This is a genomic window from Ruegeria sp. AL7 (assembly GCF_056536105.1).
Map to the genome: position 1 here is coordinate 1436012 of NZ_JBQFJF010000001.1, position 26098 is coordinate 1462109.

The 26098-nt window shown below is 56.0% G+C and carries 17 protein-coding genes and 3 pseudogenes; 8 read left to right on the forward strand and 12 right to left on the reverse strand.

The window, feature by feature from the left end:
• Positions 1-50 precede the first annotated feature (50 nt).
• Together ACR3E2_RS07145 and ACR3E2_RS07150 are read right to left on the reverse strand one after the other, a co-directional pair.
• Complete coding sequence (locus ACR3E2_RS07145) at positions 51-1715, reverse strand: trypsin-like peptidase domain-containing protein (protein ID WP_480480271.1); 1665 nt, start codon at positions 1713-1715, stop codon at positions 51-53.
• 20 nt (positions 1716-1735) lie between these two features.
• A complete protein-coding gene (locus tag ACR3E2_RS07150) occupies positions 1736-4693 on the reverse strand; it encodes a S8 family serine peptidase (protein WP_480480269.1) in 2958 nt (985 codons plus the stop codon).
• Between ACR3E2_RS07150 and ACR3E2_RS07155 the strand changes: the two genes are divergently transcribed.
• Positions 4628-6766 carry a toll/interleukin-1 receptor domain-containing protein gene (locus tag ACR3E2_RS07155; RefSeq protein ID WP_480480267.1) on the forward strand — a complete coding sequence of 713 codons (2139 nt, stop codon included), beginning with the start codon at positions 4628-4630 and terminating at the stop codon, positions 6764-6766. The genes ACR3E2_RS07150 and ACR3E2_RS07155 overlap by 66 nt on opposite strands.
• A gap of 109 nt (positions 6767-6875) precedes the next feature.
• Here the strand turns inward: ACR3E2_RS07155 and ACR3E2_RS07160 are convergent, their stop codons facing one another.
• The 6 genes and pseudogenes from ACR3E2_RS07160 to ACR3E2_RS07185 all read right to left on the reverse strand — a co-directional run.
• Positions 6876-8873 (reverse strand): ankyrin repeat domain-containing protein, encoded by a 1998-nt coding sequence (locus ACR3E2_RS07160; protein WP_480480265.1) that lies wholly within the window; start codon positions 8871-8873, stop codon positions 6876-6878.
• A 426-nt stretch (positions 8874-9299) separates the two neighbouring features.
• Positions 9300-9524, reverse strand: coding sequence for a DUF2274 domain-containing protein (locus ACR3E2_RS07165; RefSeq protein ID WP_480480263.1), 225 nt, complete (start codon positions 9522-9524; stop codon positions 9300-9302).
• A gap of 1 nt (position 9525) precedes the next feature.
• Entirely contained in the window at positions 9526-10662 is a 1137-nt protein-coding gene (locus tag ACR3E2_RS07170) for a TraB/TrbI/VirB10 family type IV secretion system protein (RefSeq protein ID WP_480480261.1), read from the reverse strand.
• A pseudogene (locus ACR3E2_RS07175) lies at positions 10659-10820 on the reverse strand (P-type conjugative transfer protein TrbG); the annotation flags it as partial. The pseudogene ACR3E2_RS07175 and the gene ACR3E2_RS07170, both read right to left, overlap by 4 nt.
• Positions 10821-10894: 74 nt before the next feature.
• A pseudogene (locus ACR3E2_RS07180) lies at positions 10895-12238 on the reverse strand (IS3 family transposase).
• Between the two features lie 500 nt (positions 12239-12738).
• Positions 12739-13472 (reverse strand): annotated as a pseudogene (locus tag ACR3E2_RS07185) (transposase); the annotation flags it as partial.
• 754 nt (positions 13473-14226) lie between these two features.
• Between ACR3E2_RS07185 and ACR3E2_RS07190 the strand changes: the two are divergent.
• The 5 genes from ACR3E2_RS07190 (at position 14227) to ACR3E2_RS07210 (ending at position 20285) form a co-directional block, all read left to right on the forward strand.
• The gene (locus tag ACR3E2_RS07190) at positions 14227-15546 is read left to right on the forward strand and encodes a glutamine synthetase family protein (RefSeq protein ID WP_480484187.1); all 1320 of its coding nucleotides are present in this window, start codon (positions 14227-14229) and stop codon (positions 15544-15546) included.
• A gap of 59 nt (positions 15547-15605) precedes the next feature.
• Complete coding sequence (locus ACR3E2_RS07195) at positions 15606-16286, forward strand: type 1 glutamine amidotransferase (protein ID WP_480484188.1); 681 nt, start codon at positions 15606-15608, stop codon at positions 16284-16286.
• Positions 16286-17644, forward strand: a complete 1359-nt coding sequence (locus ACR3E2_RS07200) for a glutamine synthetase family protein (protein ID WP_209596891.1) — start codon at positions 16286-16288, stop codon at positions 17642-17644. Before ACR3E2_RS07195 ends, ACR3E2_RS07200 begins: the two co-directional genes overlap by 1 nt.
• An 8-nt stretch (positions 17645-17652) precedes the next feature.
• A complete protein-coding gene (locus ACR3E2_RS07205; RefSeq protein WP_480484189.1) occupies positions 17653-18957 on the forward strand; it encodes an NAD(P)/FAD-dependent oxidoreductase in 1305 nt (434 codons plus the stop codon).
• 113 nt (positions 18958-19070) lie between these two features.
• Positions 19071-20285, forward strand: a complete 1215-nt coding sequence (locus ACR3E2_RS07210; RefSeq protein ID WP_480484190.1) for a DegT/DnrJ/EryC1/StrS family aminotransferase — start codon at positions 19071-19073, stop codon at positions 20283-20285.
• 48 nt (positions 20286-20333) lie between these two features.
• On the opposite strand, the gene phaR is transcribed toward ACR3E2_RS07210, so the two are convergent.
• The 3 genes from phaR to ACR3E2_RS07225 all read right to left on the reverse strand — a co-directional run bounded on the left by phaR (position 20334) and on the right by ACR3E2_RS07225 (position 23400).
• Positions 20334-20885 carry a polyhydroxyalkanoate synthesis repressor PhaR gene (phaR, locus tag ACR3E2_RS07215; protein ID WP_480484191.1) on the reverse strand — a complete coding sequence of 184 codons (552 nt, stop codon included), beginning with the start codon at positions 20883-20885 and terminating at the stop codon, positions 20334-20336.
• 135 nt (positions 20886-21020) lie between these two features.
• Positions 21021-21467 carry a phasin family protein gene (locus tag ACR3E2_RS07220; RefSeq protein ID WP_209503426.1) on the reverse strand — a complete coding sequence of 149 codons (447 nt, stop codon included), beginning with the start codon at positions 21465-21467 and terminating at the stop codon, positions 21021-21023.
• Positions 21468-21597: 130 nt separating this feature from the next.
• Positions 21598-23400 (reverse strand): PHA/PHB synthase family protein, encoded by a 1803-nt coding sequence (locus ACR3E2_RS07225; RefSeq protein ID WP_480484192.1) that lies wholly within the window; start codon positions 23398-23400, stop codon positions 21598-21600.
• A 111-nt stretch (positions 23401-23511) separates the two neighbouring features.
• Here ACR3E2_RS07225 and phaZ point away from each other — a divergent pair, with 111 nt between their 5' ends.
• Entirely contained in the window at positions 23512-24783 is a 1272-nt protein-coding gene (phaZ, locus tag ACR3E2_RS07230) for a polyhydroxyalkanoate depolymerase (RefSeq protein WP_480484193.1), read from the forward strand.
• A gap of 5 nt (positions 24784-24788) precedes the next feature.
• Entirely contained in the window at positions 24789-25376 is a 588-nt protein-coding gene (locus ACR3E2_RS07235; protein WP_480484194.1) for a DUF6151 family protein, read from the forward strand.
• Here ACR3E2_RS07235 and ACR3E2_RS07240 read toward each other — a convergent pair.
• Positions 25367-26083: an alpha/beta fold hydrolase gene (locus tag ACR3E2_RS07240; RefSeq protein WP_480484195.1), complete on the reverse strand. Its 717-nt coding sequence runs from the start codon at positions 26081-26083 to the stop codon at positions 25367-25369. The two genes, ACR3E2_RS07235 and ACR3E2_RS07240, sit on opposite strands and share 10 nt — an antisense overlap.
• Positions 26084-26098 lie beyond the last annotated feature (15 nt).

Genomic DNA, 26098 nt, shown 5'->3' on the forward strand with positions numbered 1-26098 from the left:
GGACTTTCCTAGCAAGCAAATAATTGAAATGATCTGTCGTCAGTAAGGCATCAGTGATCTTGCCCGTCACTTCGTTGCCTGAGCGCGCGGCGCATTGATTCGATCCAAAGACCCTCGTTCGCTGCATGAGTGTTGCGCGAACCGTCAAGCTTTTGCACATAGCGCCCGCCCGCGTGATGGATCCCGATGATGCGCCAACTCTGATCGTAAACAGGGCTCCCTGAACTTCCAGGTTCAGTGGGCGCGCGGTACTGAATTCGGCAGGGTACAATGCTGTTCGGCGACTCGTAGACTTCGCGCTCATAGGCAATCAATTCGTTGTCTTGAAACGAAACGCTGATCTCTCGACCGCTTGGATGACCAATAATATAGACCCTCTTTTTGTCCCCTGAGAGCTCCGGCAACTCGTGGTAGATGCGTTCTGAAATTTGTTCGCTCGGCACCGCCGGATCGAGACGAAGCACGGCAACATCGTGCTCGTCGGGATGCGATTCCCAAATCAACTTCTTGTCCACATTGTAGCTGTACGGTCCAAGACCTTCTTGGTGGATCAGTTCGAACCTTACTGTTGCTTCCGCCGGTTTAGCAGCGTCAGGATAGCCAGTCCCACTCACAACGTGTGCGTTGGTCAGTACAACAATCTCATCTCCAAGTTTTGGATCCAGCTCTTTCCCAACTACGGCAAACCCTGTGCCGTGGGGCGCGCCGTCTTTGAATATGATCGCGACGGACTTGGCGGCGCGCAATCCTTCCTGGAGCCAACTGTAAGTTCTCGTGCCTACGTCGCCCAAGACGGCCTGATGCTGTTGTTTAGTGACGGACGCAAGGCGTTCGAGAGCTTTAGGCGATACGGTAAAGCCGCCTCCTGCCTCCATCCCGAGCTTGCCAATCATCGGAGCGAGGATCTTCTCGCCCCAATCGTGCTTGTCCGCATCCCAAAGTTGCTGCAATTGGCGGGCCGACCCTGCGAGCGCAAATGCCGAGTCCTCGCGTTTGGTGTATGCACCATACCACTTCAGAGCTTCGTCATGGTTACCGGCACCCAGATGTGCTTCGCCCAATATGGCGTAGTCCCAATTTTCAAGCTCGTAACAGGATCGGCTTGTGAGGTCTTCGACGATACTCAGTGCAGCCGCTCGGGCTCCTTCATGATCGGCCGTCGTCAGCAGGTGCTGCCCTTTCCCCTGGCGTTCATCCCAATTTCCAACGGCAACCATGTTAATTCCCTGGTAGGTGAACTTTGCTCCATTCTGCATCCAAGCTTGGCTGTAATGACGGAAAGAATTCTGAATGGCGTTTTTTGCGATCTCAGGTCGCCGGTCCCGCGTCTGCATTGCCAGGTCCTTCCAGGCCCGGCCAAGCGCCCCCTTCAACTCTCCCCAATCGTCCTCTGCGAGGTTTTCATTGGCGACCTCGTTCTCCAACAGCCTGATGGCAGGTAGAAGTTCGCCGGCCTCGATCATGCCCTGAGCGAGGAAATGTACCACCAGCGCGTCTTCACTCCCATCAACCAAGAACGCGTTCGCAACGCGGCGCATTTGCTCGAAACGACGGTTTGAACGCAGACACTTTAAGGCCTTTCGTGCTAGCTCATCATCGATGGTTCCGGGTTCCTCAGGAAGTCGCGCGATCAAAACAGAACAAGCCTCATTCAAGCGCTCAAGATCGTCGTCTTTGGCTGCTTCGCAGACTAAACTGACAAGGTCCTCAAGCATAAGTCATCATCCTTTTTGGATCAGAATTGCGTAACCAAGTCTCGACTGGTATCGATCTTTGTCAGATCGTGGGCCATGTTTCGCGCAAGTGTGCGCCCGCCGAAATGGAGACCGCATGGACCGAACTGATCGCCAATTGAAACCACAACCGACCCAGAATTGCCGCCCATCGTGGTCGCATCGTGGCTGAATGCCCAGCCTCGCTTGTCCCCCTCCATCTCACCTGGACGGAATTTGATCTCCCCGGGACTCAGGTATTTCGTTCCAAAGTCTCGCTGATAGATTTCTCGGATCCTCCGCCAATACTCGAGCGCAGCACTTTGACCCTGCGGCGCTGCCGATTGTCCCGGTCGTGCGGGAAAACCGAAGACTGCAACTTCAGTAATGCCAGAGGTCGGCAGCCATTTTGTGCTAAAGGTATTGGGATGGCTAGAATGCCCATTTTCGGTTTCAATTTCCAGAATGGCCATATCGAGCTTTGATAGATCGACAAAACGTCCGATGCGGTCCCGACCGCTTGATATCACGCTCTTGATCCTGTAGCGCATTTTGTCGTCGGCTGCGTCTGCATCAAAGTTGATGGAGGCATTGGCGGTGAGCCGCATCTCGAATGTGCCGGACGCGATCGGAAACGGCTCAGCAAATGCATCGAGCACATGCCGGTTTGTTATTATCTGATTTGGGCCTGAGACGAATCCGGTGCCAACATGCTGCCACCCGCTGGCTGTATCGATATCGACCCTGCCGACTGTTCTGGATAGTTCACGGATATCGTCGAGCGAGTTCCACAAGCCTTCAGCAAATTTGCCAATGCCAGGGTGCTGTGTATCGAACGGCGTCTCTCCATTGCTCAGCCTCAGCGCGGGTCGACCCACCAATTCAACTAAGGCCTCAAGGCGCACATCTCGGTCATGGTCGACGCCCTCCAACGCCTGTGCCCCATTTCGTCCGATGTCGGCCAGCGTGCTTTCTATTCCAGCAAGAAACTCGCCCCTTGCACCGGAGCCTAAGGACTCCGATTGAATACCTTCATGATAGGCTAGAACGGCTTCGGCTTGGACAAGGACCTGGTTCGAGTTGCCTAGTGACTCAAGGAAGGCACCACTACGGGTCGAGATGCGGCCGATAACTTCTTCGGGCAGTTCGACAGGGGTTGCAGGTCCGGTTGCAACAAATGGTTGCCCGAGCGCTTCCGGGTGCCGTTCGCGAAGTAGCCTTTCGAATCCAGGCGACGGTCTTGGCATGTCCGCACCTTCCAGCAGAACCGAAGAACCACTCTTCCGAATGAGTTGATCGCTTGCGAGAAAGGTCGCTTCCGATTCAAATCTACCAAAAGATGACGTTCCGAAAACGAGCTCACTTGTCGCTTGCGACGTGACGGCCTCTGGTTCGGGTATCTTGTCCAGTGGCGTATTCAATAGATTATGGGCATCGACGATTCCGGCACCCATTTTATTCGTATTCCATTTCTCCGGGCGCCTTGCCGATGAGCGGATCGCAGCACGAAAAAGCTCCTGTACACTGGAATCGCGCTGTCTAGCCTCGGCGATAATTGCGTCGAGTCCACACCGTTCGATCCAGAGCGCCGCACAACCAGCCGTTAGGGCCACGGCGAAAGAAGTTCCCTGTCCTTCGGGATTGATATCCGACGTATCTGAAGACCCAGGCTTGCGCCGAGCCACCGTCACGTTCTCTCCGGGCGCAGAGACATCAACCTTCCTGCCGCGGCTTGATCCCTTCCAACGGGTTTCATGTTCATCAATGCCTGCAACGGCGATTACGTTTTCGTCCCAAGCCGGATAGACGATAAAGCCGACACAGTTCCCTGCCGCGGCTAGAACAATCATATCCGCGTCAACGGCCCTCCGGATTGCCCGCTTCAGAGCCAGTCCTTGGAGCCCGCCGCCCAAGCTCATTGTCACGATATTGCACCCTTGCTTTCGTGCATGATCAATCGCCTTGGCAACAGCGACACCTAATCCGATCACCACACCGTTGATGCAGCGGATAGGTACCAGTGTTGCACCGGGCGCGCTTCCGTTCACTGAACCGCCGCTTCGACTAATGACCAAACTGGATGTGCTAGTCCCATGACCGGGCGAGGACATGCTCGCAGAGAGAGGATCGGTCGGGTCGGTAGAGTTGTCCACGAAGTTAAACCCGCGTGCCTTGTCGACCCCTTCTTTGAGCTCCTCATGCTCCGCAACACCTGTATCCGGTTGGCCAATCAGGACGCCATGCCCTGTTACGGAAAATTCACTTTCCGCTTTGTCAGCCTGGATCATCCTCCTTGCCCAATCGGGATCACTTGGCGGCGGTGCATCCGAACGGCAAGCGGCCCAGACTATGCCACCGACGGCCTCAGGTTGATCCGATACAGTCTCGATCTCGATCCACCCGGGTCCCACCTCGGGAACGGCCGACACAAGGTCAAGCTCCGAGGCCAATTCATCCGCAACCTTGAATAAGAATCCCGGCGATTGACGGATTTGAATGCCTTGAAATTGAAGGATAAGCAGGTCCGGATCATCTTCTTCAGAATAGGCGAAAAGATCGAAACCGCTTCCCTCTAGGAGTTGTTCCAAGCGCTGACGCTCAGTATCAAGCTCTGGTCTGTTGGCGTACTCCAGTGTAAAACTCAAAATGTCAGGTGGAAGCGATTGTTGACCTGTTTGTACCGCCACGCGTGCCGCATCTTTTAGAAAGTCGAGCATGAAAAAACCTCGTACATATACCGCAAGAGTAGACCATTTTTGGGATTCACTCGATAGAAAAACAGCGGATTGCCAACGTCGGTCGAGGAGTCCCTCCCTCGGTACGTTCAAAGGAACAACAAGATAAGCCGCCTTGTGAAGAGACAGTATCGAGCGTTCATAAGCTATAGCCACGCCGACAAAACTTGGGGCAAGTGGTTGGGAAGAAAGCTTGAAACCTATCGGATGCCCAAAGGTCTGCAACCGGGCGATCGACGGCTGCACCCGGTCTTCCGAGACGATGACGATATGGCCGCTCGTCCTGATCTTTGGGCCGAGATCGTCGATACCTTGAAGCGATCGGACACACTAATTGTGATCTGTAGCCCTCAAAGCGCAAAGAGCAGCTACGTCGACGATGAAGTCCAAGAGTTCAGGTCGCTCGGTCGTGGCGACAAGATTTTCGGCATGATCGTCGATGGTGTACCGGGCGATCCACAAGCAGAGTGCTTGCCACCCGCGTTCAGAGCCGACGGCAAACGAGCCGAGCCATTTGCTGTGGATGTTCGAGCAGTGGGTAAACAGGATGCCCTACTGAAGTTGGTGGCAGGCATCCGAGGGCTCGAATTCGATCAACTGAAACGCCGTGATCGAAGAAGGGCTACTTGGAGGGGCGCAATAGCCATTTCGGTGGTGGTATCTATTCTGACCGCATATGCCGTATCTCTGCTCATCCAGGCCCGGGCAGTGAACTTGCAGGCCTCCTCCGTTCTCGCCGCCCTCTCAAGCAGCGCTTTGGAAAACGGTGATGCCGGTAGAGCGCTTCGCTTCGCAATCCTGAGCGCGCAGGAATCGCCGATATCTCCAGTTGCTCCCGATGCAGAACCCACACTGATCAAAGCCTACTACGCAACGCCACTTCTTGCGGAGTTTCGCGGGCACGACTTTTCAATTTACGATGTGTCCTTCGACGGGCAATCGCGTCGCTTGCTCAGTGCATCTCAGGATGGAACGGTCCGCTTCTACACCCGCGATGGCGACGGCTGGCGGGAAGACACCGACTTCATAGATATCGACGAGCAGCTCGCGACAGCCCGTTTCGTCGGCGACAATGACGGAATACTGTCACTTCCGCTTTCCGGATCGAGACTTACGTACTGGCAGCTGGGTAGAAGCGGCTGGAACAACCACAGTCCTTTTGAAAGTGGATCGGGCATGATCCGCGCCTTCGGTTCTTCTCAAAGTGGAATGACTGTGGTGCTCGGGTATCAATCCGCTCGGGTTGAGCTTTGGAACTATGAGGACGGGACCTGGCGCCTCATTTATACGGATGAAGCAACTCCGACTGTTCCCACAGCCGCAGCGGTCTCCGAAGATGGCGACCGCTTTGCTGTTGGTGATATTGATGGCAATTTGACGATGTACGAACTAGGCGCCGATGGCAAATTTGCACCCTCCCCTCTGATCGAACTCATGCCCAGTGAAGTACGCCGACTACACTTCTCCACTTCAGGGAAACGTGCGCTTGCAGTCTCGTTGGGGGCAATGAGCATCGCCTCCTTTGAGGACGAGCGGGGCTGGGTTGCGGGCGCTCGGGTTGCCTCTGCTACCGATATCACCAATGCCGCGTTTCTGGATGTCGATGGGACGCAGGTCCTGACGAATGGAAACAACAGTACCGCGCGTCTCTGGATTGAGACTGCGGATGCGAACTGGACGACAGCTGAGACATTTGGATCGCAGGAGCGCCACGCCCGATCGCTCGCGGTTTCGCCGGACGGTACCGTTTTCGCGACCGGCGGCAATAATAACCCGGTTGTGCAAATATGGGGGCCAGCGGCCGCGCAAGACTGGCGGTCATTCCTGAAGGTAACACAAGGCATCGGCCTTGTTGGAAATGTCGAGGACTTCACGGACGGCCACACCCGTTTCAACGCTCAACCGGCAATCTCTCCTAACGGACTGCGCATCGCCATTGGAGACGTATACGGTATCGTGACGATACGTGACAAAGCGACCGACAGGGAACTGGCTCTGATCGATGCATCCCACAACCCTCAGTACGGCATAGCTTTCTCTGAAGACGGAACGTTGCTTCAGATTCTCGATGGCGAAGGACTGTACACCGGCTTGGATTTTCCTGTTGAGGTTGCGGTCAATCTTTCCGGGCCCGAACTAATTCAAAGGGTATGTCGCGATCGCCTTGGTGGAACACTCGCCGTGCTTGACGTAAGTGACACTGAAGTCGCTCCGCTGCTCGCCGACCGTCAGGCTGAGGATGTATGCGCCCCTTCCAATCTGTGGAAGCAATTCGTCGAGACGATCGGCTTCTTTCTGGGCGTGCGACCTCCACAATAAGCAACAAAAAAACTGAGTGACCTGAATTGCTCTGGTTCGGCCAATTGGCGGATCAAGAAATGCGGTCCCGATTTAGCATTCATGCCTTCCATTTCCACAGTCCTGCAATTTACAAATGATGGTGATCATCCCAATCATTGTTTTGCATGTGCATATTGTGCGCATGGCTCTGATCCATCGCAGCTTGTTCTTGCGCCATGACAGCCGCTGTCATGTCGGACAATGAGCCGTTCTCCCAACCTCCGTCAGAGATACTTGGATCGAAATCCGAAGAGAAGTCGGAGTCCGATCCATCATTGAATTCGACCCCCGCGACGATCGGTGGCGGTTCAAGCTGCAACCCAAGTGCGTCCCAGCTTTCCAGTCTCCCGTCATCGGACAGGCGAAAAAGGAAGCCCGAAGGCACGTAAGAAGGAACTTCCAGCGTCGCAAAGATCCCGAAGCTCATCATGGCGGCCCAATTGCTAGACTGAAGATTGGCACCCGTTGTCTTATTCTCAGGTGGGGCTACAAAAACGCATTTCGCCAGCAGCCCATTTGCTTTCAATATTTCAACTTCCCGGGCTACGCTTTCCGTCGCCGCAGGAACGATAACGATGAAACGCGCTCTCTTCGCCAATTCAAGAACGCGCTCTTCCCATTCATCGTCATCGGTCCGCAACTCAACCGGCCCTAGGCGCCCTGTCTCATCTCCTAAAGCGACAACATCGGTCACCTCAGAAAACGAATATGCTAGTACCGCCTCCAGGTCGAAGTTACCGACCTGCACCGCCCCATCCTGCGAGAAGGCCCGTAAGTATAGAATGTAGTCCCCGGCTTCAGTTTTCCCTTCCGACAATCCATCGAGGCGTTCGGACATAAGAATGTTTCGACTGTTCTGCTTTGCGATCAAAGTTCGAGAGAAGACAGAAGACGCAATCACTTTCAAGCCGAATAGCAGAGCAAGAAGTATGACGATGCTAAGCGGCACCCAAACGTACAACTCATAGAGCCAAAAGAAGCGAAGGCGCAGGTCCAGATAAGGTAGCAATTTCTGCACTAGCCCAAACAGATAAGGCACAAGAAGCGCAACCACCAATAGAAACCAGACCATCCTTTTGTCCGATCTTGGAAGTGGCTGTTCCTTTAGCTTGGCGAATGCTTCTCGCCCCCCGTGCTTCAGGATATTCGCAACGCCGCGTGCCGCGCTGTCCGACGTCGCGATCGAGGAATAAGCACGCTCGAGATCGGCCACGCCAACTTGACCGACTCTTGTGCTACGCGCAATTCTACGCCGCCGGAGAATTGGCCAAACCAGCAAGGCAAACGGTATTGTCCATCCGAAAATCGCAACAAAAAGCGGAAATCTTTCTGCCCAGCCGAAACCGCTGTATCCAAACGGAAACGGCGCCGAATAGAAAACTGGATACAAAGTCCACTGCGGAAAAGTTTCTAGGATAGAAACCAAGACGTAATGAAATTCTCCGTACCGCAACAACCCGCCTATCTGCGCAAGTCCCGCCAAACCGATCCACATGAAAATAGCCAAGCGTAGTAATTGCAGAAAGCTCAATCGCTTAACATACTCCAAGGTTACAAAATCAGGATCCGATCTCATCGGCGAAAGTTTAGCTTTGACCGTCTTGGGATCGACGCCTAGGCCTTTGACGAACTCGATTGTGGACTTCATGTCCTTGCCGGCAGCTTTATGGCCGGCATAGTCCGCAGCCGTTCGACCATCCAAGTCGTGGGCCGACTGACTAGCTCCGCTCGATTTTAGCGTTTCGGCAACGTCGAGATGTCCAAAGTACAGTGCATACATAAGAGCCGTTCTACCGTTGTTATCCGGCGCATCGGGGCTGGCCCCATGCTCAAGCAACTCACGCACGCTCGCGCCTTTTGCGTTCAAGGTTGCGACAATCAAAGGTGGCTGGCCATGAAGATCAATGCCGTTAGGATCAGCTCCCCGGGCGATGAGTTCTCTTATCCGTGCAACATCCCCGCGATCGGCGGCATTCCCCAACAGCGTTTGACCGTCGCAGCAAGGTAGATTGAGGCGATCCCCCGGAACGCTGCTCGGCGGCATATGGCCCGTACCGCAACAGTTCGAAAGTTCTAACAACTTCATTGCATTAACACTTATGGCTGCAGATGCCAGTCAATTTCCATTGTCTGGAGTATGCATACCATGAACTCGCCATCCGCGGAAGTATACGTATTTCGGCCAATGTTCTCCCGCAGGCGCTACGTGCATAACTATGCAAATACGCACCTTGGGATCTCGCAACGGTTCTGCTCGCAATTTCTAATTTCGACTGAAGCGAATTTGCCTAAAATATCAGCTAACATAGAGAACGTCGCGAAGCTCTATCATGTCATCTGATCGAAATACAAAAGTGCGCTACATATGAATTTCGCAAAGCCTTTGACCCCTATTTGAAGATTCAACATCCACCACCAGACCGATGTTTTCGTCCTTCGGGCGCCCCAGCTCGTTTCGGTTAGGAGCGTGGAGCCACCAACAAAGATCTATGCTTCGCCATCTCTGGACCATTTAGCGACTTGGCGATCGCCGCGCCTTCGCAAACCCGCGATCCGTCGCGATGAACCGCTCCAGCATGGGAACAATCAGCTTCTTCGGTTCGATCGGCCCCCGTCCGGCCTCTCGGCCCAGTAATTCACCATAGGCGATCAAGTCGCGATGCAGCTCTGCGGGCAGTTGCACGGTCAACTTCACCGGTTTGTCGTCCGGGATCGGTCCAAGTTTCAACTTGGTCATGTCAGCCTCCATACGGCGCGAAGACGAGATCGCGCGTGACGATCACGCGGACGGGGAAGCCCGGACGGATCATCAACGTCGGCGGGACCTCCAGCTGGCGTTGAACGATGCGCTGCCCGGCCTCGTTGATCGTGTCGAAGGCGCCGTCGCGGAGGGCACGGGCGAGGCGGTCTTCCTCGTCGAGGGAGAGTTCCGCGCCGACGGCGAGCAAGGTCGAAAGCCCCGCCGCGCGCAGGAAGCTGACCCAATGATTGTCGACGCGGTCCTCGAGACCGGCATAGCCCGCGGCATCCGCGCCAGGCTGGCGTTCTAGCACGAGAGATCGCCCATCGGGGAAGATCAGCCGGGTCCAGACGAGGAGCACGCGACGCTGGCCGACGGTGACGCTGTCGTCATAAGCGCCGATCAGACGCGTGCCTTGCGGGATAAGGAGCAGGCTGCCCGTGGAGCTGTCATAGACATTCTGGGTGACCTGCGCGGTGATCTGGCCTGGCAGGTCGGAGCGAATGCCGGTGATCAGCGCGGCCGGGATAACGGAGCCGGCCTGCAGGAGCCAGGGCGAGGCCGGTGGCTGCAAGCGGTCGGGGGCGACCGTGCGCCGGTCGATCGGCCCGGTCAGAAAGGCCTGACGAGGATCGGTTTCGGGGGTAGTGACCAAACCGCTCCCCGGGGCAGCTGCTGGCATCTGTAACCCGGTGGATACGGGCGCTCCGGGCCGTGTCTGGAAGAACAGGTCACTAACCCGGGCGGCCTCCAGTTCCGCCAGCCGCTGCTGCTCGGCCGCGTCCATAGTAGGCGGCGCGAGGCTTGGGGCGGCGACGGGCTGGCCCCGTTGCTGCGCGTCGAGAATACCGCCACCGAGGTCGCCCGGCAGGGGCGGCCCGAGCCGGGGAATGGCGTCATAGCTGCCCGGCAGATCGCGGAGACCATCGGCGGGTTGGCGGCGATCCGTCGTGATCGGTTCCGCCGGCGCAGCCGTTTGGTCTGGGCGTTGCAGGCCGTAGATCAGCGCGGCACCGATGCCGAGGCCCGCAACGACGCCAAGCCCAACGATCACCTTTCGGGAAATCCGCGTCACCCGGGGCGGATCGGCGCGCAGGCGCATGGCGGCGGCGGTATCAGTCGGCGTTGCGCTCATGTCCCGCGCTCCGCATCGTGCCGCACCACGGTCGCTTCGGTCTGGGGCTCGATCCGCAGGATGCGGACCACCTCCTGCCGGGGACCTCGCCCAAGGCGCAGCTCTGCCGCACCGAAGAGCCGGTCGACGATCAGCACATTGCCGTGGATGCGGGAGTTGTGTCCGTCATCGAATGATTTGGAACACGAGCGTTTGATTGGCTTAGGAGGATCAGGCTCGCCGCAGTTTCAATCTACGCCGCGTTCTGATGATGCAGCAAGCGGCGTTTCTGGATTGTCTGGTGTTTGATTTCCTTTCTGCGTCTGAGGATTGTTTCGGCTCGACCGAAATAGACATCGGCGGGTGTCAGATTGCTGATGCTCTCGTGGTATCGGTTGTGGTTGTAGTGATTGATGAAGTCGCCGTTGGCCTGTTCGAGCGCTCCTGGCAGATAGTAGTTTTCCAGCAGGACACGGTTCTTCATCGTCTGATGCCATCGCTCAATCTTGCCCTGGGTCTGCGGATGGTTGGGCGCTCCCGAACATGATCCATACCCTGCTCATCCAGCCATTTCGCCAACTCGCCAGAGATGTAACTGCTGCCGTTGTCGCTGAGCAGCCGGGGCTTGTGGGCAACGGTGACACTGTCACAACCTGATGCAGCCAAAGCGTCTTCCAGCGTTCCTGTGACATCGTCAGCTTTCATCGTGGTGCAAAGGCGCCAGAGACAACGTAACGGCTGTAATCATCCAGGATCGTAGACAGGTAGAACCAGCCCCAACCGATGACTTTGAGATAGGTGAAGTCGGTCTGCCAAAGCTGGTTCGGCCGCACAGTCTTCTCATGGAATTCATCCGCCGCTTTGATGGTGATGCAGGCTGGGCTAGTGATCAGATCTTGTGCCTTCAGAAGCCTGTAAACACTGGCCTCAGAAACGAAGTAGCGCCTGGTGTCGGTGAACCGCACCGCAAGCTCGCGGGGCGATAACTCGGGTTCTTCCAGAGCCAGTTCCACGATCTGCTTGCGCACCTTGTCGGGGATGCGGTTCCAAACCCTACCGCCGGGAATGGCGATCCTCAAGCCCGGCCTCGCCGAAAGACAGATACCTGTCGTACCAGCGGTAGAAGGTCGTTCTGGGAATGCCGAGCTTTTCCAGTGTGCGTTTGATCGGCAGGTGCGAACCGTCAACCAGCCGGATGATCTCAAGCTTTTCGGATGCGGGATATCTCATTCGTCGTCTCCCCATCCTCGAACATGCTTTTGAGCAGCCGGTTCTCAAGGGTCAGGTCGGCGACTACCTCTTTCAGCGCCGACGATTCCGCTCTCAAATCCTTCACCTCAGAGCTGGTAGCCTGGCGTGCGGTATCGCCAGCCAACCGCTTCTTACCGGCCTCAAGGAACTCTTTCGACCAGCTGTAATACAGGCTCGTAGCTATTCCTTCACGGCGACACAGCTCCGCTATGCTGTCTTCACCACGAAGCCCATCCAACACAATACGGATCTTCTCCTCTGCCGAATGCTGGCGCCGTGTCTTCCTGCGGATGTCTTTGACAACTCTCTCTGCTGACGCTTTCTGTTTCCCGGATTTCATTCTCATCTCCACTCTCTGATGGTTACGATGAGCCTGAAATCCTCCGCTACGCAATCAACCTAGTCTGTTCCATGGGTGCTGATGGCGGACATTCTTGTGGACTAGCAGGTAATTGAACGTTGCGATGGCTATAGTCCAAGTAAACGGCACCGCACTAATATCTTCCAATACAAGACGATATGCTGGAAATCTTGCGTATCCTTGCAAGCCGATAATGGCGAAAAGGATGAGAAGTAAAATGTCACCTACGCGGAAATCTCCGGACGCTCGCAAGGAAAAAAAATGTCGAAGAGTACTCATATGTTGTTGTTCTTTTGCAGGATGATCCGGCCATGTTATTGCTCTTCAGATCAGAACAGGTGCGGGACTTTTTTGCACGCTGTGTCGCTATCGACGCCACTCCGCTGTACATGACAAGAGTAAGTAGACCGGATCGGGGTTGCTTCCGTCAACATTTAAATGTGGAAGGAGTGGAGCTATGCTGGATTTTGGGTGACGCGGCCTGATCAGGCGGCGCGGTTCTCGGTGTCGTTTGCGGCGACGCCATCGGTGAATGGGTCACCTTCGATGACCCGAGGCAACTTTTCCGCGCCCGCCAGGCGGCGCCAGGTCTTCGCGGCGGCCTGTAGGAGCTTGAAGACGATCAGCTTCGCGGTCTTCTGCGTCAGCGCGCACTTGGTGCGGAAGGTCCGATGCCGGACGGTGGCGAACACGCTCTCGATCGGGTTGCCTGTTCGCAGTTGATCCCAACTTTCGGCCGGGTAGTCGTGGAACGCGAGCAAGGCCTCCCGGTCATTCGTCAGGCCGGTCACGGCCTTCTTGTATTTGGCGCAGTATTTCTCGGCGAAGATGTCCATGGTGGCTTCTGCCACGGCGCGACTTCCGGCCTCCCATATCTCGCGCAAGTCGGCCTTCGCCGCAGGCTAAATCGAGTTCGGGAACGTGTTCAGGACATTGGCGATCTTGACGCAACAGCGTAGGTGGCGCGTGCCGGGAAAACCCTCTTGACCGCCTTTCAGAACCCCATCGCCCCATTCCCCACGTCGACCTCCGGCGGAACCGTGAGGCAGCGGACCTTGATGTTGATCAGTTGTTTGCGCCAGCTCTGGGCGCTCTCGCGCACGTCGACGTGCAAGCTGACCAGCTCATTCTTGCCCTTGGGCGCGGCGCCCAGAATGACCAGCATGCACTCGGCCCGCACCTCCATCCGCGCATGCAGGTAGACACTGTTGGTCCAGATGGAAGCTGACATGATGCGCGCACCGCTTCCGCCTTTTTCATATGTGATGACCCCGTGAAAAAGCTCTGCATGGCCGAAGATGCTTGGAACACGCGCGATCCGACTACGCCTCTCGCCGTGGACAGCGATCAAGCGGGCAACGCACATGATAACGAGAGCGCTTGTATTGATAGGGGAGTGGAGCGTTCCTGAACAAGAGCCCGATAGCTACAACATTTTTTACAACATGGCTATTTTGGGCCCGCAAAGTATTTACATAAATAAGAAAATTTCGAACTGCCTGTTCCATCCATCATCGGCGCAATGCTCAGCGTGGCATGGTGTTGAATGTTATCTCTTCCACGTGCAGTCAACTCAACTATCCTCAAGAGTACGAAACCCGCAGCTATCATAGAAAAATCGTCGAAATAAGCCAATTTTCGAGGAGTGGTCAAAAGAAGCTGCTTTGCGGATTCAGGCGTCGCATCAAATCCGATCGCCGCGCTTTCAACACTGGGAAAATCTAACCACTCTCTGACTTGCCGCAGACAACGCCATTGTGGAATATGTTCAATGGATTAACAGATACTCCCATGATGTTTTCACTGCTGGAAATGCGAGACGCGAGCTTTGTCGGCAGGACCACTTTTGCACTCAACCAAAAATCTATGTCGAGCAGCCGCATCTGACCCAAAAATCAAAATTTGATCAAATTTGGTGACAAATCCGATCCATTGAAGTACATCACGGGGAAACAGAATTGACGGAGCCCCAAATGGACCTGAGCGCCCTGCACAGTTTTCGTGTGACTGCCTGTGACCTGAACGGTCAGATGCGGGGCAAGCGCGTGCCCCCTGAATATGCGAGCAAGCTGGAGAAAGGTGCAGTGCGAATGCCGTTCTCGGCGCTCAATGTCGATCTCTGGGGCGCGGACATCCACGGCAGCCCGCTGGTGTTTGAAACGGGCGATGCTGATGGCGTGCTGCGACCAACCGACCGGGGCCCGGTGCCTGTCCCCTGGCTTCCGAAAGAAACGGCGCTGGTTCCGATGAGCTTGTTTGACGATGCAGGCACTCCGTTTGCGGGTGATCCGCGTCACGCTCTGTCTGCCATTCTTGACCGATATGCCAAACGCGGTTGGTCGGTCGTCGCGGCGACCGAACTGGAATTCACACTCATCGATGCCTCGGGCGCGCAACCGCAACCTCCGTTGAACCCGATCACCGGGCGCCGCCTGCTGCACGAATCCGTTCTGTCGGTCGCTGAAATGGATGCGTTCGAGGATTTCTTTACAGACCTCTACGATGGCTGCGCCGCCATGGACATCCCCGCACAAACCGCCATCTCGGAAAGTGGCGTTGGCCAGTTCGAAATCAACCTGAATCATCAGGATGCCATGCGCTGCGCCGACGATACGTGGCTTTTCAAGGCGTTGACACGCGGCCTTGCGCGCAAACACGGGTTTGCCGCAACATTCATGTCAAAACCCTATGCCGATGATGCGGGCAATGGGATGCATGTGCACTTCTCAGTGCTGGACCAACGCGGTCGCAATGTGTTCGACAATGGCGGGCCTGATGGGACCAGCATTCTGCATTCCGCTGTCGCGGGTTGTGTGGCGGCCATGCCAGGCAGCACGTTGATTTTTGCTCCGCATGGCAATTCATACACCCGGCTTGTACCGGGTGCGCATGCGCCGACCGGGGCCTGCTGGGCCTATGAGAACAGAACAGCCGCAATTCGCATCCCGGGTGGAGCACCGGCAGCGCGGCGCATCGAACACCGCGTCGCGGGTGGTGACATCAACCCTTACCTGATGCTGACGGCGGTATTGGGCGCAGCCCTTGTCGGGATCGAAGACGGCCTGCACCCCCCTGCCCCGATCACAGGCAATGCTTACGATATTGAAGACCTGCCCCAACTGATGCCGGACTGGGCAACTGCAATTGACAGGTTTGAAACCGACCCCCTGGTCGCCCGACTTTTCTCGGCTGACCTGATCCAGTACCTGACCATGACTAAGCGACAGGAAGTTGAACGATTTGAGCGTATCACTCCTGAAGATCACTGGCTGAGCTATCTCGAGGCGGTTTGACCCCCCTTGCCGCCTCATTCGGACTCAGCTAGAGTGAATTTGATCAAATTTGGTGACACATGAAAATCGGCATATTACAAACCGGCCACACACCAGATGCGTTGCATGGCGAATTCGGCGACTATGATGAGCTGTTTCCTGCACTTCTCGGTGGCAACGGATTCGAGTTCCAGACCTTCGCCGTAGTCGACGGCATATTCCCAAGCAGCGCGGATGACGCAGATGGCTGGGTCATTACCGGTTCGCGCCACGGCGCGTACGAAGACTTGCCATGGATCGCCCCACTGGAAGACTTGGTCAGAGAGATACAGCAAAGCGGAAAGCCACTGATCGGTGTATGCTTTGGGCATCAGATCATCGCGCAGGCACTGGGCGGCAAGGTCGAGAAATTCAAGGGCGGATGGGCAGTCGGACGCACTGAATACGAATTTGACGGCAACACTGTCTGGCTGAATGCCTGGCATCAGGATCAGGTTGTCGAGCTACCCGAAGGGGCGCGCGTTCTGGGTCAGAACGCATTTTGCGAAAACGCTATGCTGGCTTATGGAGACACGATCTGGACAGTTCAGGCCCACCCTGAGTTCACCAATGGGTTTGTCGCGGGCCTGATGCGCACACGGGGAAAAGGCGTCGTCCCCGAAGACCTGATGCGCGAAGCCGCAAATCGCGAAACCGCTCCGGATGACAACGCCACAATCGCGCGCCATATGGCCGAGTTTTTAAAGAAAGAGAGAGCCTGATGGCTGATTGGACTGATAAACTGCCGGAAGCCGCCAAAGCCTATTTCCACGGACAGCGGCTGGACGAGGTTGAATGTATCATCTCGGACCTTCCCGGAATTGCACGCGGCAAGGCCGTGCCTGCGACGAAATTCGCCAAGCAATCCTACTTTCACTTGCCCGACAGCATCTTCTTCCAGACCATCACGGGGGACTGGGGGGAAGCCGCGGGTGACGACGGGTTCATCGAAAAGGACATGATCCTGAAGCCCGACTATTCGACGGCTTCAGCCGCGCCCTGGACCGGGGACTGGACGCTGCAGGTGATCCACGACGCCTATGACCGGGATGGTGATCCGATCCCTTATAGCCCCCGTAACGTGTTGAAACGCGTGGTCCAGCTGTATCACAACCGAGGCTGGAAACCGGTTGTTGCGCCAGAGATGGAGTTCTTTCTGGTCGCCCCCAACGTCGATCCCGCACAGGAAATCAAGCCGATGATGGGGCGTTCTGGCCGCCCCGCTGCGGCGCGGCAGGCGTATTCGATGACTGCGGTGGACGAGTTCGGCCCGGTCATCGACGATATCTATGACTTCGCCGAGCATCAGGGGTTCGAAATCGATGGCATCACCCAGGAAGGCGGTGCGGGCCAGTTGGAGATCAACCTGCGCCACGGCAACCCGGTCAAACTTGCTGATGAGGTTTTCTACTTCAAACGCCTGATCCGCGAAGCGGCATTGCGGCATAATTGTTTTGCAACCTTCATGGCCAAACCGATCGAGGAAGAGCCGGGCTCGGCCATGCATATCCATCATTCGATTATCGACATGGAGACCGGCCAGAACATCTTTTCGGGCCCGCAGGGCGGCGAAACGGACGCGTTCTATCACTTCATTGCCGGGCTGCAGAACCATCTGCCCGCCGGTCTGGCCGTGATGGCACCTTATGTGAACTCGTATCGTCGTTACGTGAAAGACCACGCGGCGCCGATTAATCTGGAATGGGCTCGCGACAACCGCACTACCGGCATTCGCGTTCCTCTGTCCGGACCTGAATCGCGCCGTGTCGAAAACCGCATCGCCGGTATGGATTGCAATCCGTATCTGGGCATCGCCCTGTCGCTGGCGTGCGGCTATCTGGGTCTGGTCGAACAGGAGCGTCCGCGTCGTCAATTCTATGGTGACGCCTATGAAGGCGAAGGGGATATCCCTCAGGTCATGGGCGATGCACTGGATCTGTTTGACGAAGCCACCGCCCTGCACGAAATCCTTGGCCCCGAGTTTGCCCGTGTCTATGGCATCGTGAAACGGGCCGAGTATGAAGAATTTCTGCAGGTCATCTCTCCGTGGGAACGGGAACATCTGCTGATCAACGTCTGAGACTTTTCGTGAACCTGCTCTATTCCAATGACCGCAAGGGCGAATACCCTGCCAGCTGGTATGCCGCGACGGCAAACCCAACGGCACGCTTTCCTGTTTTGGCCGAAGATATTGTGGCGGATGTCTGCGTTGTGGGCGGCGGCTACACAGGCCTGTCCGCAGCATTGCATCTGGCCGAGGCGGGGTTCGATGTCGTTCTGCTTGAAGCCCACCGTGTCGGATTTGGTGCCTCGGGGCGCAATGGTGGTCAACTGGGCAGCGCGCAGCGGATGGATCAGGAAGACCTTGAGCGTCTTGTTGGCGACCCGGATGCCGCAAAGCTGTGGGACCTGGCCGAAGACGCCAAGGATCTGGTCAAATCACTGATCGCCAAGCATCAGATCGCGTGCGACTTGCAACCCGGTGTCGCGGTTCTGGGTCTGTCAGCTTCGGAACGAAAAGAGCTGCATGACCATGCAGGCCATCTGTCCGACCGGTATCACTATGACCAGATCAAGCTGCTGGATGAAGACGAAGGCCACAAACTGTGCCCCTCGCCCGCTTATAAGGGTGGGTATCTGGACATGGGGGCCGCTCATCTGCACCCATTGAACTTTGCGCTGGGGTTGGCACAGGCTGCGGCCAAAGCGGGTGTTCGCATCTTTGAGGGTACCGAAGTCATCGGTATTGACGAAACCCGGCCTGCCCTGATCCGGACCGCCAGGGGGAACGTTAGGGCCGACCATGTTATGCTGGCCTGCAATGGCTATCTTGGCAATCTCAACCGGACCGTCGCGGCCCGTGTCATGCCCATCAACAACTTCATTGCAGCGACCGAACCCCTTGGCAGCGAGGCTGCGCGGGTCCTGACTCAGGATGTCGCGGTCGCGGATACCAAGTTCGTGGTGAACTATTTCCGCCTCAGCGCCGATGGCCGGCTTTTGTTCGGTGGCGGCGAAAGCTATGGCTATCGTTTTCCTGCGGATGTCGCTGCGAAGGTCCGCAAGCCGATGACCGAGATTTTCCCACATCTGCGCGACGCCAAAATCGACTATGCATGGGGTGGGACGCTGGCCATTACCATGCGGCGGATGCCTTATCTGGTGCGTATCGCACCCAACATTCTGTCTGCTTCCGGCTATTCCGGTCATGGTGTAGGCACCGCGACCCATGCCGGGCAACTGATGGCGCTGGCCATTCAGGGACAGGCAGAAGGGTTCGATACAATGGCCCGCGTGCCAACTCTGCCCTTCCCCGGCGGGTCCGCCCTGCGCAACCCGCTGCTGGTGCTGGCAATGACATGGTTCGCCTTGCGGGACCGGCTTGGGATCTGATCCACGTTACTTGTGACAAATTGGTGAATTTCCGCTGGCGCGGCGATTGAGGGCTTGGATTGCCACCTGAATAGCTTTATCTTTACCAAAGATAGAATTCGGGAAATCCAAATATGACGCTTCCACCAAACGTTCATGACGCCGAACCCATCCCAGAAGCAGCAAAAGAAGCCATCGACGCCCTGATGCAGTCGGGCGACTTGTTTCGTTATACCGCCCCGCAAGATGCCCCGGTGTCTTTGCTGGAGGCCGAGTTTGCCGAACTGCTGGGCACAAAATACGCTCTCGCTGTTTCATCCTGCTCTGCTGCGCTGTTCCTGTCGCTCAAGGCACTGGGTCTGCCGCGCGATGCGCGCGTCCTGATCCCCGGCTTCACTTTTGCGGCGGTTCCCTCGTCAGTCATCCACGCGGACTGCATTCCGGTTCTGTGCGAAGTAGGCGAGAATTATCGCATCGACATGGCTGATTTCGAGGCCAAGTTGGATAGTGTTCAAGCGGTGATCATCAGTCACATGCGCGGCCACACTTCTGATATGGACGCGATCATGGCGCTGTGTGACGCGCGTGACATCCCTGTGATCGAAGACGCCGCGCATTCGCTGGGCACGACCTGGCATGGCAAAAATATCGGCACCATCGGCAAGGTCGGCTGTTTCTCGTTTCAATCCTACAAGATGATCAATGCGGGCGAAGGCGGTATTCTGATCTCAAACGATGCTGATCTGGTGGCCCGTGCCGTCATCATGTCGGGCGCGTACGAACATAACTGGAAGAAACACAAAGGACCGCACGGTGACAACTCGCCCGAGTTGGAAGAGGCCTTCGTCCGCTGGCAGAACAAACTGCCGCTTTATAACCTGCGTTTGAACAACCTAAGCGCCGCTGTGATCCGCCCGCAGATTCCGGAACTGGCCCGTCGTGTCCGCGATGGTCTGGCGAACCACGACTATGTTGCCGGACGCTTGAATATCTCACCCCATATCGACGTGCCCGCGCCACTGCCTCCTGAGCAGCGCGCGCCGGATTCGATTCAGTTCAATCTGGTTGGGTTGCAGGAACACGAGATTCGCGCATTTGCCGCCGCAGCCGAGGCGCGCGGCGTCAAAGTTCAGGTCTTTGGCCTGAGCCAGGACAATGCACGCGCCTTCTGGAACTGGCAATTCCTGCCGGAAACGTTCGAACTGCCGCAAACACGTGACATGCTGATGAAAGCGTGTGACGTCCGACTGCCCGTACGCCTGACACGCGCAGAGCTGGACGTGATCGCGGATATTCTGCTGGCTGCCGTCGGCGAAGTGACCGGCCCAATGCCGGTCTACGGCACCTGAGACTAAAACTGGCCCACTTAATTGGTGGGCCTCTTACTCGGGCTCAATTCAATTCAGCTTTGAAAGCTTCTGTTGTAGTTCAGCTAACTGCTTCTTGATATCGTCAAGATCCTCTTTCGGCTTTGACTTTTCGCTTTCCTTCTCTGGCGAGGACCATCTGCCAGACAACCCACCTGTCATAGCCTTCAAAAATGCCTGCTGCTGCGCTTGCAACGCGTCAAAACCCGGCATCTGAGACATCGGGTTCATGGCATTCATGTTTTCCATCATCTTGCTTTGGCTTTCGCGCAGCATATCGAACGAGCTTTGCAGGAATTGCGGCATCATGCCTCCGCCCGGCAGCATGTAACTGCGCACCAGGTCGTTTAGAACATTGACAGGCAGCACATTCTCGCCGCGGCTTTCATGTTCAGCAATGATTTGCAGCAGATACTGCCGTGTCAGGTCGTCGCCGGACTTCAGGTCGATAATCTGTACTTCGCGCCCGTCGCGGATGAACCCCGCGATATCTTCGAGCGTCACGTAATCGCTGGTCTCGGTGTTATACAGCCGACGGCTGGCATAGCGCTTGATCAGCAGCGGTTTTTCTTGGTCCGACACCGGGTTCCCTCCCCAAGGATGATGCGTTGCAGCACAGGTTATGCGAGTGCAGCACAAAAAGAAAGGGCAGGTCAATGGACCTGCCCAACGCGATTGCACCTATAGGGAGGGTCGGGTGCGTTTCGCTGACTTTTCTTACTTCGCAGCAGCAGCTTTTTTAGCGGCTGTGGTCACGTCGTTGGTTGCTTTTTTAACAGCGGCGGATGCTTCTTCCGCAGCTTCTTTACCAGCAGCCATCAGCAGTTCGACGGTTTCGGTCTGAACTTTTTTCGCGATTTCTGCGAAAGCGGCCATGTTCTCGGCTGCAACTTCAGCAGACGCGCTTGCGAAATCGGTTGCTGCTTTTGCGTAGTCGGCAGGCTCTGCCTTGGCTTTCGACATCTCGGTCAGTTTAGCCAGCGTGTCTTTGGTCCATTTGCTCGATATCTCTGCCGATTTCTCAGCTGCTTCCAGAGCAACGCCCGACAGCTTCTCGTTCAGCGAGGCGGTCGATTTGAATGCGCCTTCCATTGCGGTTGTGTCCACAGGGAATGCACCCATCATGTCTTTCATGATCGCGGTAAAGTCTTGGGTCTTAGCCATTGTCTTAATCCTTTTAGCCAGTCCGGGCCCACCCCGGGTTTCATCAGCTTGAGGACAATATGATTGCTGCAACGCAGCATTGCAAGTTTTTTTTGCTGCGCTGCAGAAATAATTAAGTTTCAGAATGAAATCAGGCGTTTGGTTTTGCCACTACATACGTTCCGGGTGCAGCAGCTAGGCTCGGGTGCTTCGAATCGCCCGGTTCACGGGCCGGTACCTGCTTGCCTGATCGTTTCTTCAGCCAGGCATCCCACATGGGCCACCATGACCCTTCATGAAAATCGGCTTCCTTTAACCAGGTGGCGGCGTCTGATTTCAAATCCGGGTTGGTGTAATGCCCGTACTTTTTCTTGCTGGGCGGGTTCACAATACCCGCAATATGACCCGACTCGGAAACCACGAAAGTTTTTGATCGCGAGCCCATTTTTTGCACACCGCGATAGCAATCTTTCCACGCCGCGATGTGATCGGTTTCGCATGTAATGGCCATAAGGGGCACATCAACGTCACCAAGCTTTAGCTTATGCCCCAGCAACTCAAAGCCATCGGTGGCAAATTCGTTGCGCTGGCATAGTCCACGCAAGTACTCCACCGCCATTTTCGCCGGCAGGTTGGCTCCGTCACCGTTCCAGTACAGCAAATCAAAGGCCGGGGGCACTTCACCCATCATATAGCTGCGAATGGCCGGGCCATAAATCAGGTCACGTGATCTCAGGAAGGACATTGTGCGCGCCATGATCCACGACCGCAGAACACCTTCCTTTTTCACTTCTTCTTCGATTCCGTCGATAAAATCGTTTTGAAGGAAGGGCGTGAACTCTCCCTGATCGGAAAAATCCGTCAATGCGGTGAACAGGGTCGCCGATTTGACCGACTTGTCTCCTCGCTGTTTCAGCAGAGACAGCGTCAGGCTCAGGGTGGTGCCCGCGATGCAATACCCCACAGCGTTGACCTGTTTGACCTTGCAAATCTTCTTGGCCGTCTCGATTGCAGTCAGGAAACCGTCCTGAATGTAGTCTTCCATGCCTGTTTCGGCATAGCTTTCGTCCGGATTGACCCAGCTTACAACAAACAGGGTATACCCCTGTTCGGTGATCCATTTGATCATGCTGTTCTGGGCTTTCAGGTCCAGAATATAGAACTTGTTGATCCAGGGCGGAAACAGAACAATCGGGGTCTCGTAGACCGTTTCAGTCGCTGGCTTGTACTGGATCAGTTCCATCATCCGGTTGCGATAAACCACCTCCCCCGGCGTCGTCGCCAGGTTACCGCCGACCTCAAAGGCACTTTCATCTGCCAGTTTGACGACCAATTCTCCATTATTGGCCTCCAGATCTGACACAAGGTTTTCCAACCCCTTGATCAGTGACTGGCCCTCGGTTTCGACCGCTTTTTGCAAGGCATCCGGATTGGTCGCCAGAAAATTTGTCGGCGCCATCATGTCGACGATTTGTTGCGAGAAATATTGCAGCCGCCTTTTGTCTTTGGCATCCAGATCATCCACGGACGCAACAGCCTGCGCGATCGCTTGCGCATTGGTCTGGTATTGCTGGCGGATCAGACGGAAATAGGGATTGGTCTCCCAAAGGGGGTTCGAAAATCGCTTGTCTTCTGGCTTGGGTGCTTCGCTTTCCGCGTCAGACGCAGTCAGTGCTTTCTGCGCCTCGGCAAAGTTCAACACTGACTTGCCCCAAAATTCTATCTGCTGTTCCAGCAACTTGGCGGGATTTTGCCAAGCCTCTGCCCAATAGGCACTTGCTGCTCGTGCGAAAAGCTCTTGATTCGGGCCGTCCAGCGCGGGCGTGTGGGGCCGTTTTACAGCCATGACCTCAATCAGGCGCTTCGATAACTTCTCGACCTTATCCATATTTTCTTTAAGGCGTTCAATGTGTTCTTCGGATACGTCTGGCATGTGGTCTTCACTAGTTGTCATTTTAACAATTCCCCCCTAACCTCGCTGCTATGCAGAATAACGTCGTGGGTGCTGGGGGGCAAAGCGACGAATGGTCCGAACTATCAGGCTGACACTCAGGAGGCCCCATTTATGCGCTATATGATGACCTACGACCTGATGGAAACTGCGCGAAACACCAACCAGTGGCTTGGTGCAACCGCCAGCGCGATGGCGTCCTATCCGATGTTTTCCATGGTGCCGAACCCCGCATTCAACTGGATGGCCGCCTGGGGCGAAGTGACCGAGCGTACGTTCCAGCGGATGGTTGCAAAGCCCGATTGGGGTATTCGCACGTTCACCTGCGAAGATGGCAAGGATCATCTGGTTGAAATCACGACTGTTCTGGAACGCCCTTTTGGTGATCTGGTACATTTCCGCGTCAATGGCCGGAAAGAACAACCCCGCAAAGTGCTGTTGGTTGCCCCGATGTCCGGGCACTATGCAACGTTGCTGCGCTCGACGGTCAAAAGCCTTCTGGTCAATTGCGAAGTCTACATCACCGATTGGCATAATGCGCGTGATATCCCTGTGTCCGCAGGTAAATTCGATGTCGAAGACTACACGCTCTACCTTGTAGATTTTATGAAAGAGCTTGGACCGGACACCCATGTTGTTGCCGTTTGCCAACCTGCGCCTCTGACATTGGCCGCAACGGCATACCTGGCCGAAATCGAACCCAAAGCGCAGCCAAGCACTCTGACGCTGATTGGTGGCCCCGTCGATCCGGACGCAACGCCGACCGATGTGACAGACTTTGGCCGTCGCGTCACCATGGGCCAGTTGGAAGAAACAATGATCCAGCGCGTTGGCTTCAAGTACAAAGGCGTTGGACGTATGGTCTATCCGGGTCTGCTGCAATTGGCCTCGTTCATGTCCATGAATGCAGATCGTCACTCCAAAGCGTTTTCCGACCAGATCCAGCGCGTCATGCGGGACGAAGCCTCGGATCAGGATGCCCATAACCGCTTCTACGACGAATACCTGGCCGTGATGGACATGACTGCCGAGTTCTATCTTTCGACGGTCGAGCGGGTCTTTAAGAATCGAGAGATTGCGACAAACGAGTTCGTGGTCGCGGGTCACAAAGTGGACATCAGTAAGATTACCGATGTTGCGGTGAAGACTGTCGAAGGTGCAAATGATGACATCTCTGCACCCGGCCAGTGTATTGCTGCGCTGGATTTGTGCACCGGCCTGCCCGACAGCAAAAAGGCAAGCCACGTTGAACCCGGCGCCGGTCACTATGGTATCTTCGCAGGCCGCAGCTGGCGCGACAACATTCGTCCTCTTGTGATTGATTTCATGAACGAAAATGCGCGAAAACCAAACCGTCGCGCGGCCAATTCCAACAAGGTTGCCTAACCGAAATGAGTGGGTCAGCGCAAAATGGCCTTACCTTTTCCTGCCAATGCGGCAACTTGCAGGGACGCATTTCACCCCGCGGTGTTCAGCAAGGGACACATGTTGAGTGTTTCTGTCACGATTGCCGTGCCGCTCAACTATATTTCAAGCAACCTGACCCGGCACCTGCGCCTGTCGAGATTTTTCAGATCGCACCGGATGCGATCGAAATCAGCACCGGAAGTCAGTATCTTGCGGCGATGCAACTCAGCCCCAAGGGCATGCTGCGTTGGTACGCCAGTTGCTGTAACGCACCTTTGGCGGCAACGCCCAAAACCGCGAAACTCCCGTTTGCTGGCGTTATCGTCGGCAGGGTTGCGGGAGGTGCTTCAGCGCTTGGGCCCGTCACGACACGTGGGTTTGTTCCCCAACCGAACGGAAAGCAAAAGCACGAAAATCCCGGCCCCGCTATTTTTGGACTGTTGCGCAGGGCCGTCGGATCGCGCCTGTCTGGGCGATGGAAGAACACACCGTTTTTCGACCGAGAAACCGGTAAACCCGTAGTGACGCCAACTGTCATTTCAAAGACCGAACGCGCGACGCTTTACCAGTAATCAAACCGTTGCTGGGCGTCCAACCAGGTTTGCAGCGCCTCATTGACGATGTCGGGCGTTTCGAGGGTCGGCAAGTGACCCGCCTTTTCAATAACCAGCAGTTCCGCTCCGGGAATGAGCTCTGCCATGAAAGAATGTCGTTTAACCGGTGTCAGAGTGTCATGCGCACCGCACAGAACCAACGTGGGCACCTTGATGCGGCGCAATGCGGCTTGTTGATCCGGGCGGCGTTGCAGAGCACGCATCTGACGCACGAAGGTTTCAACACCCAAATCCTGTGCCATTGCCAACAAGCCGTTCAGGATGGGAATGCGCTGCGGGCCCGGTGCCAGCGTGTCGGACCCCACAAGTTTCCGCAGGACCTCCTCCAACCGGCCACCCTGCGCGCCAATGATCAGGTCTTCGCGACTGGCAGCCATTTGAGGCGTGTCCGCCTGTGCATCAGTGGCCATCAGGCACAGGCGTGACACACGTTCCGGTGCCCGGCGGATCAGCTCTAACGCGACCACACCACCCATGCTTAATCCGGCCAGTGCAAACCGATGTGGAAGCTGGTCCAGCAAACCCGAGGCGATCTCTTCGATACGCTCACCTGCTGAGATTGGCGCAACGGTTACGGGTCGCGTCCGCGAAAACACCTCAATCTGAGGGCGATACAGTCGGGCATCGCACATCAGTCCAGGTAGCAGTACCAGCGGCTCGATCACGCAGGGGCTCCATAT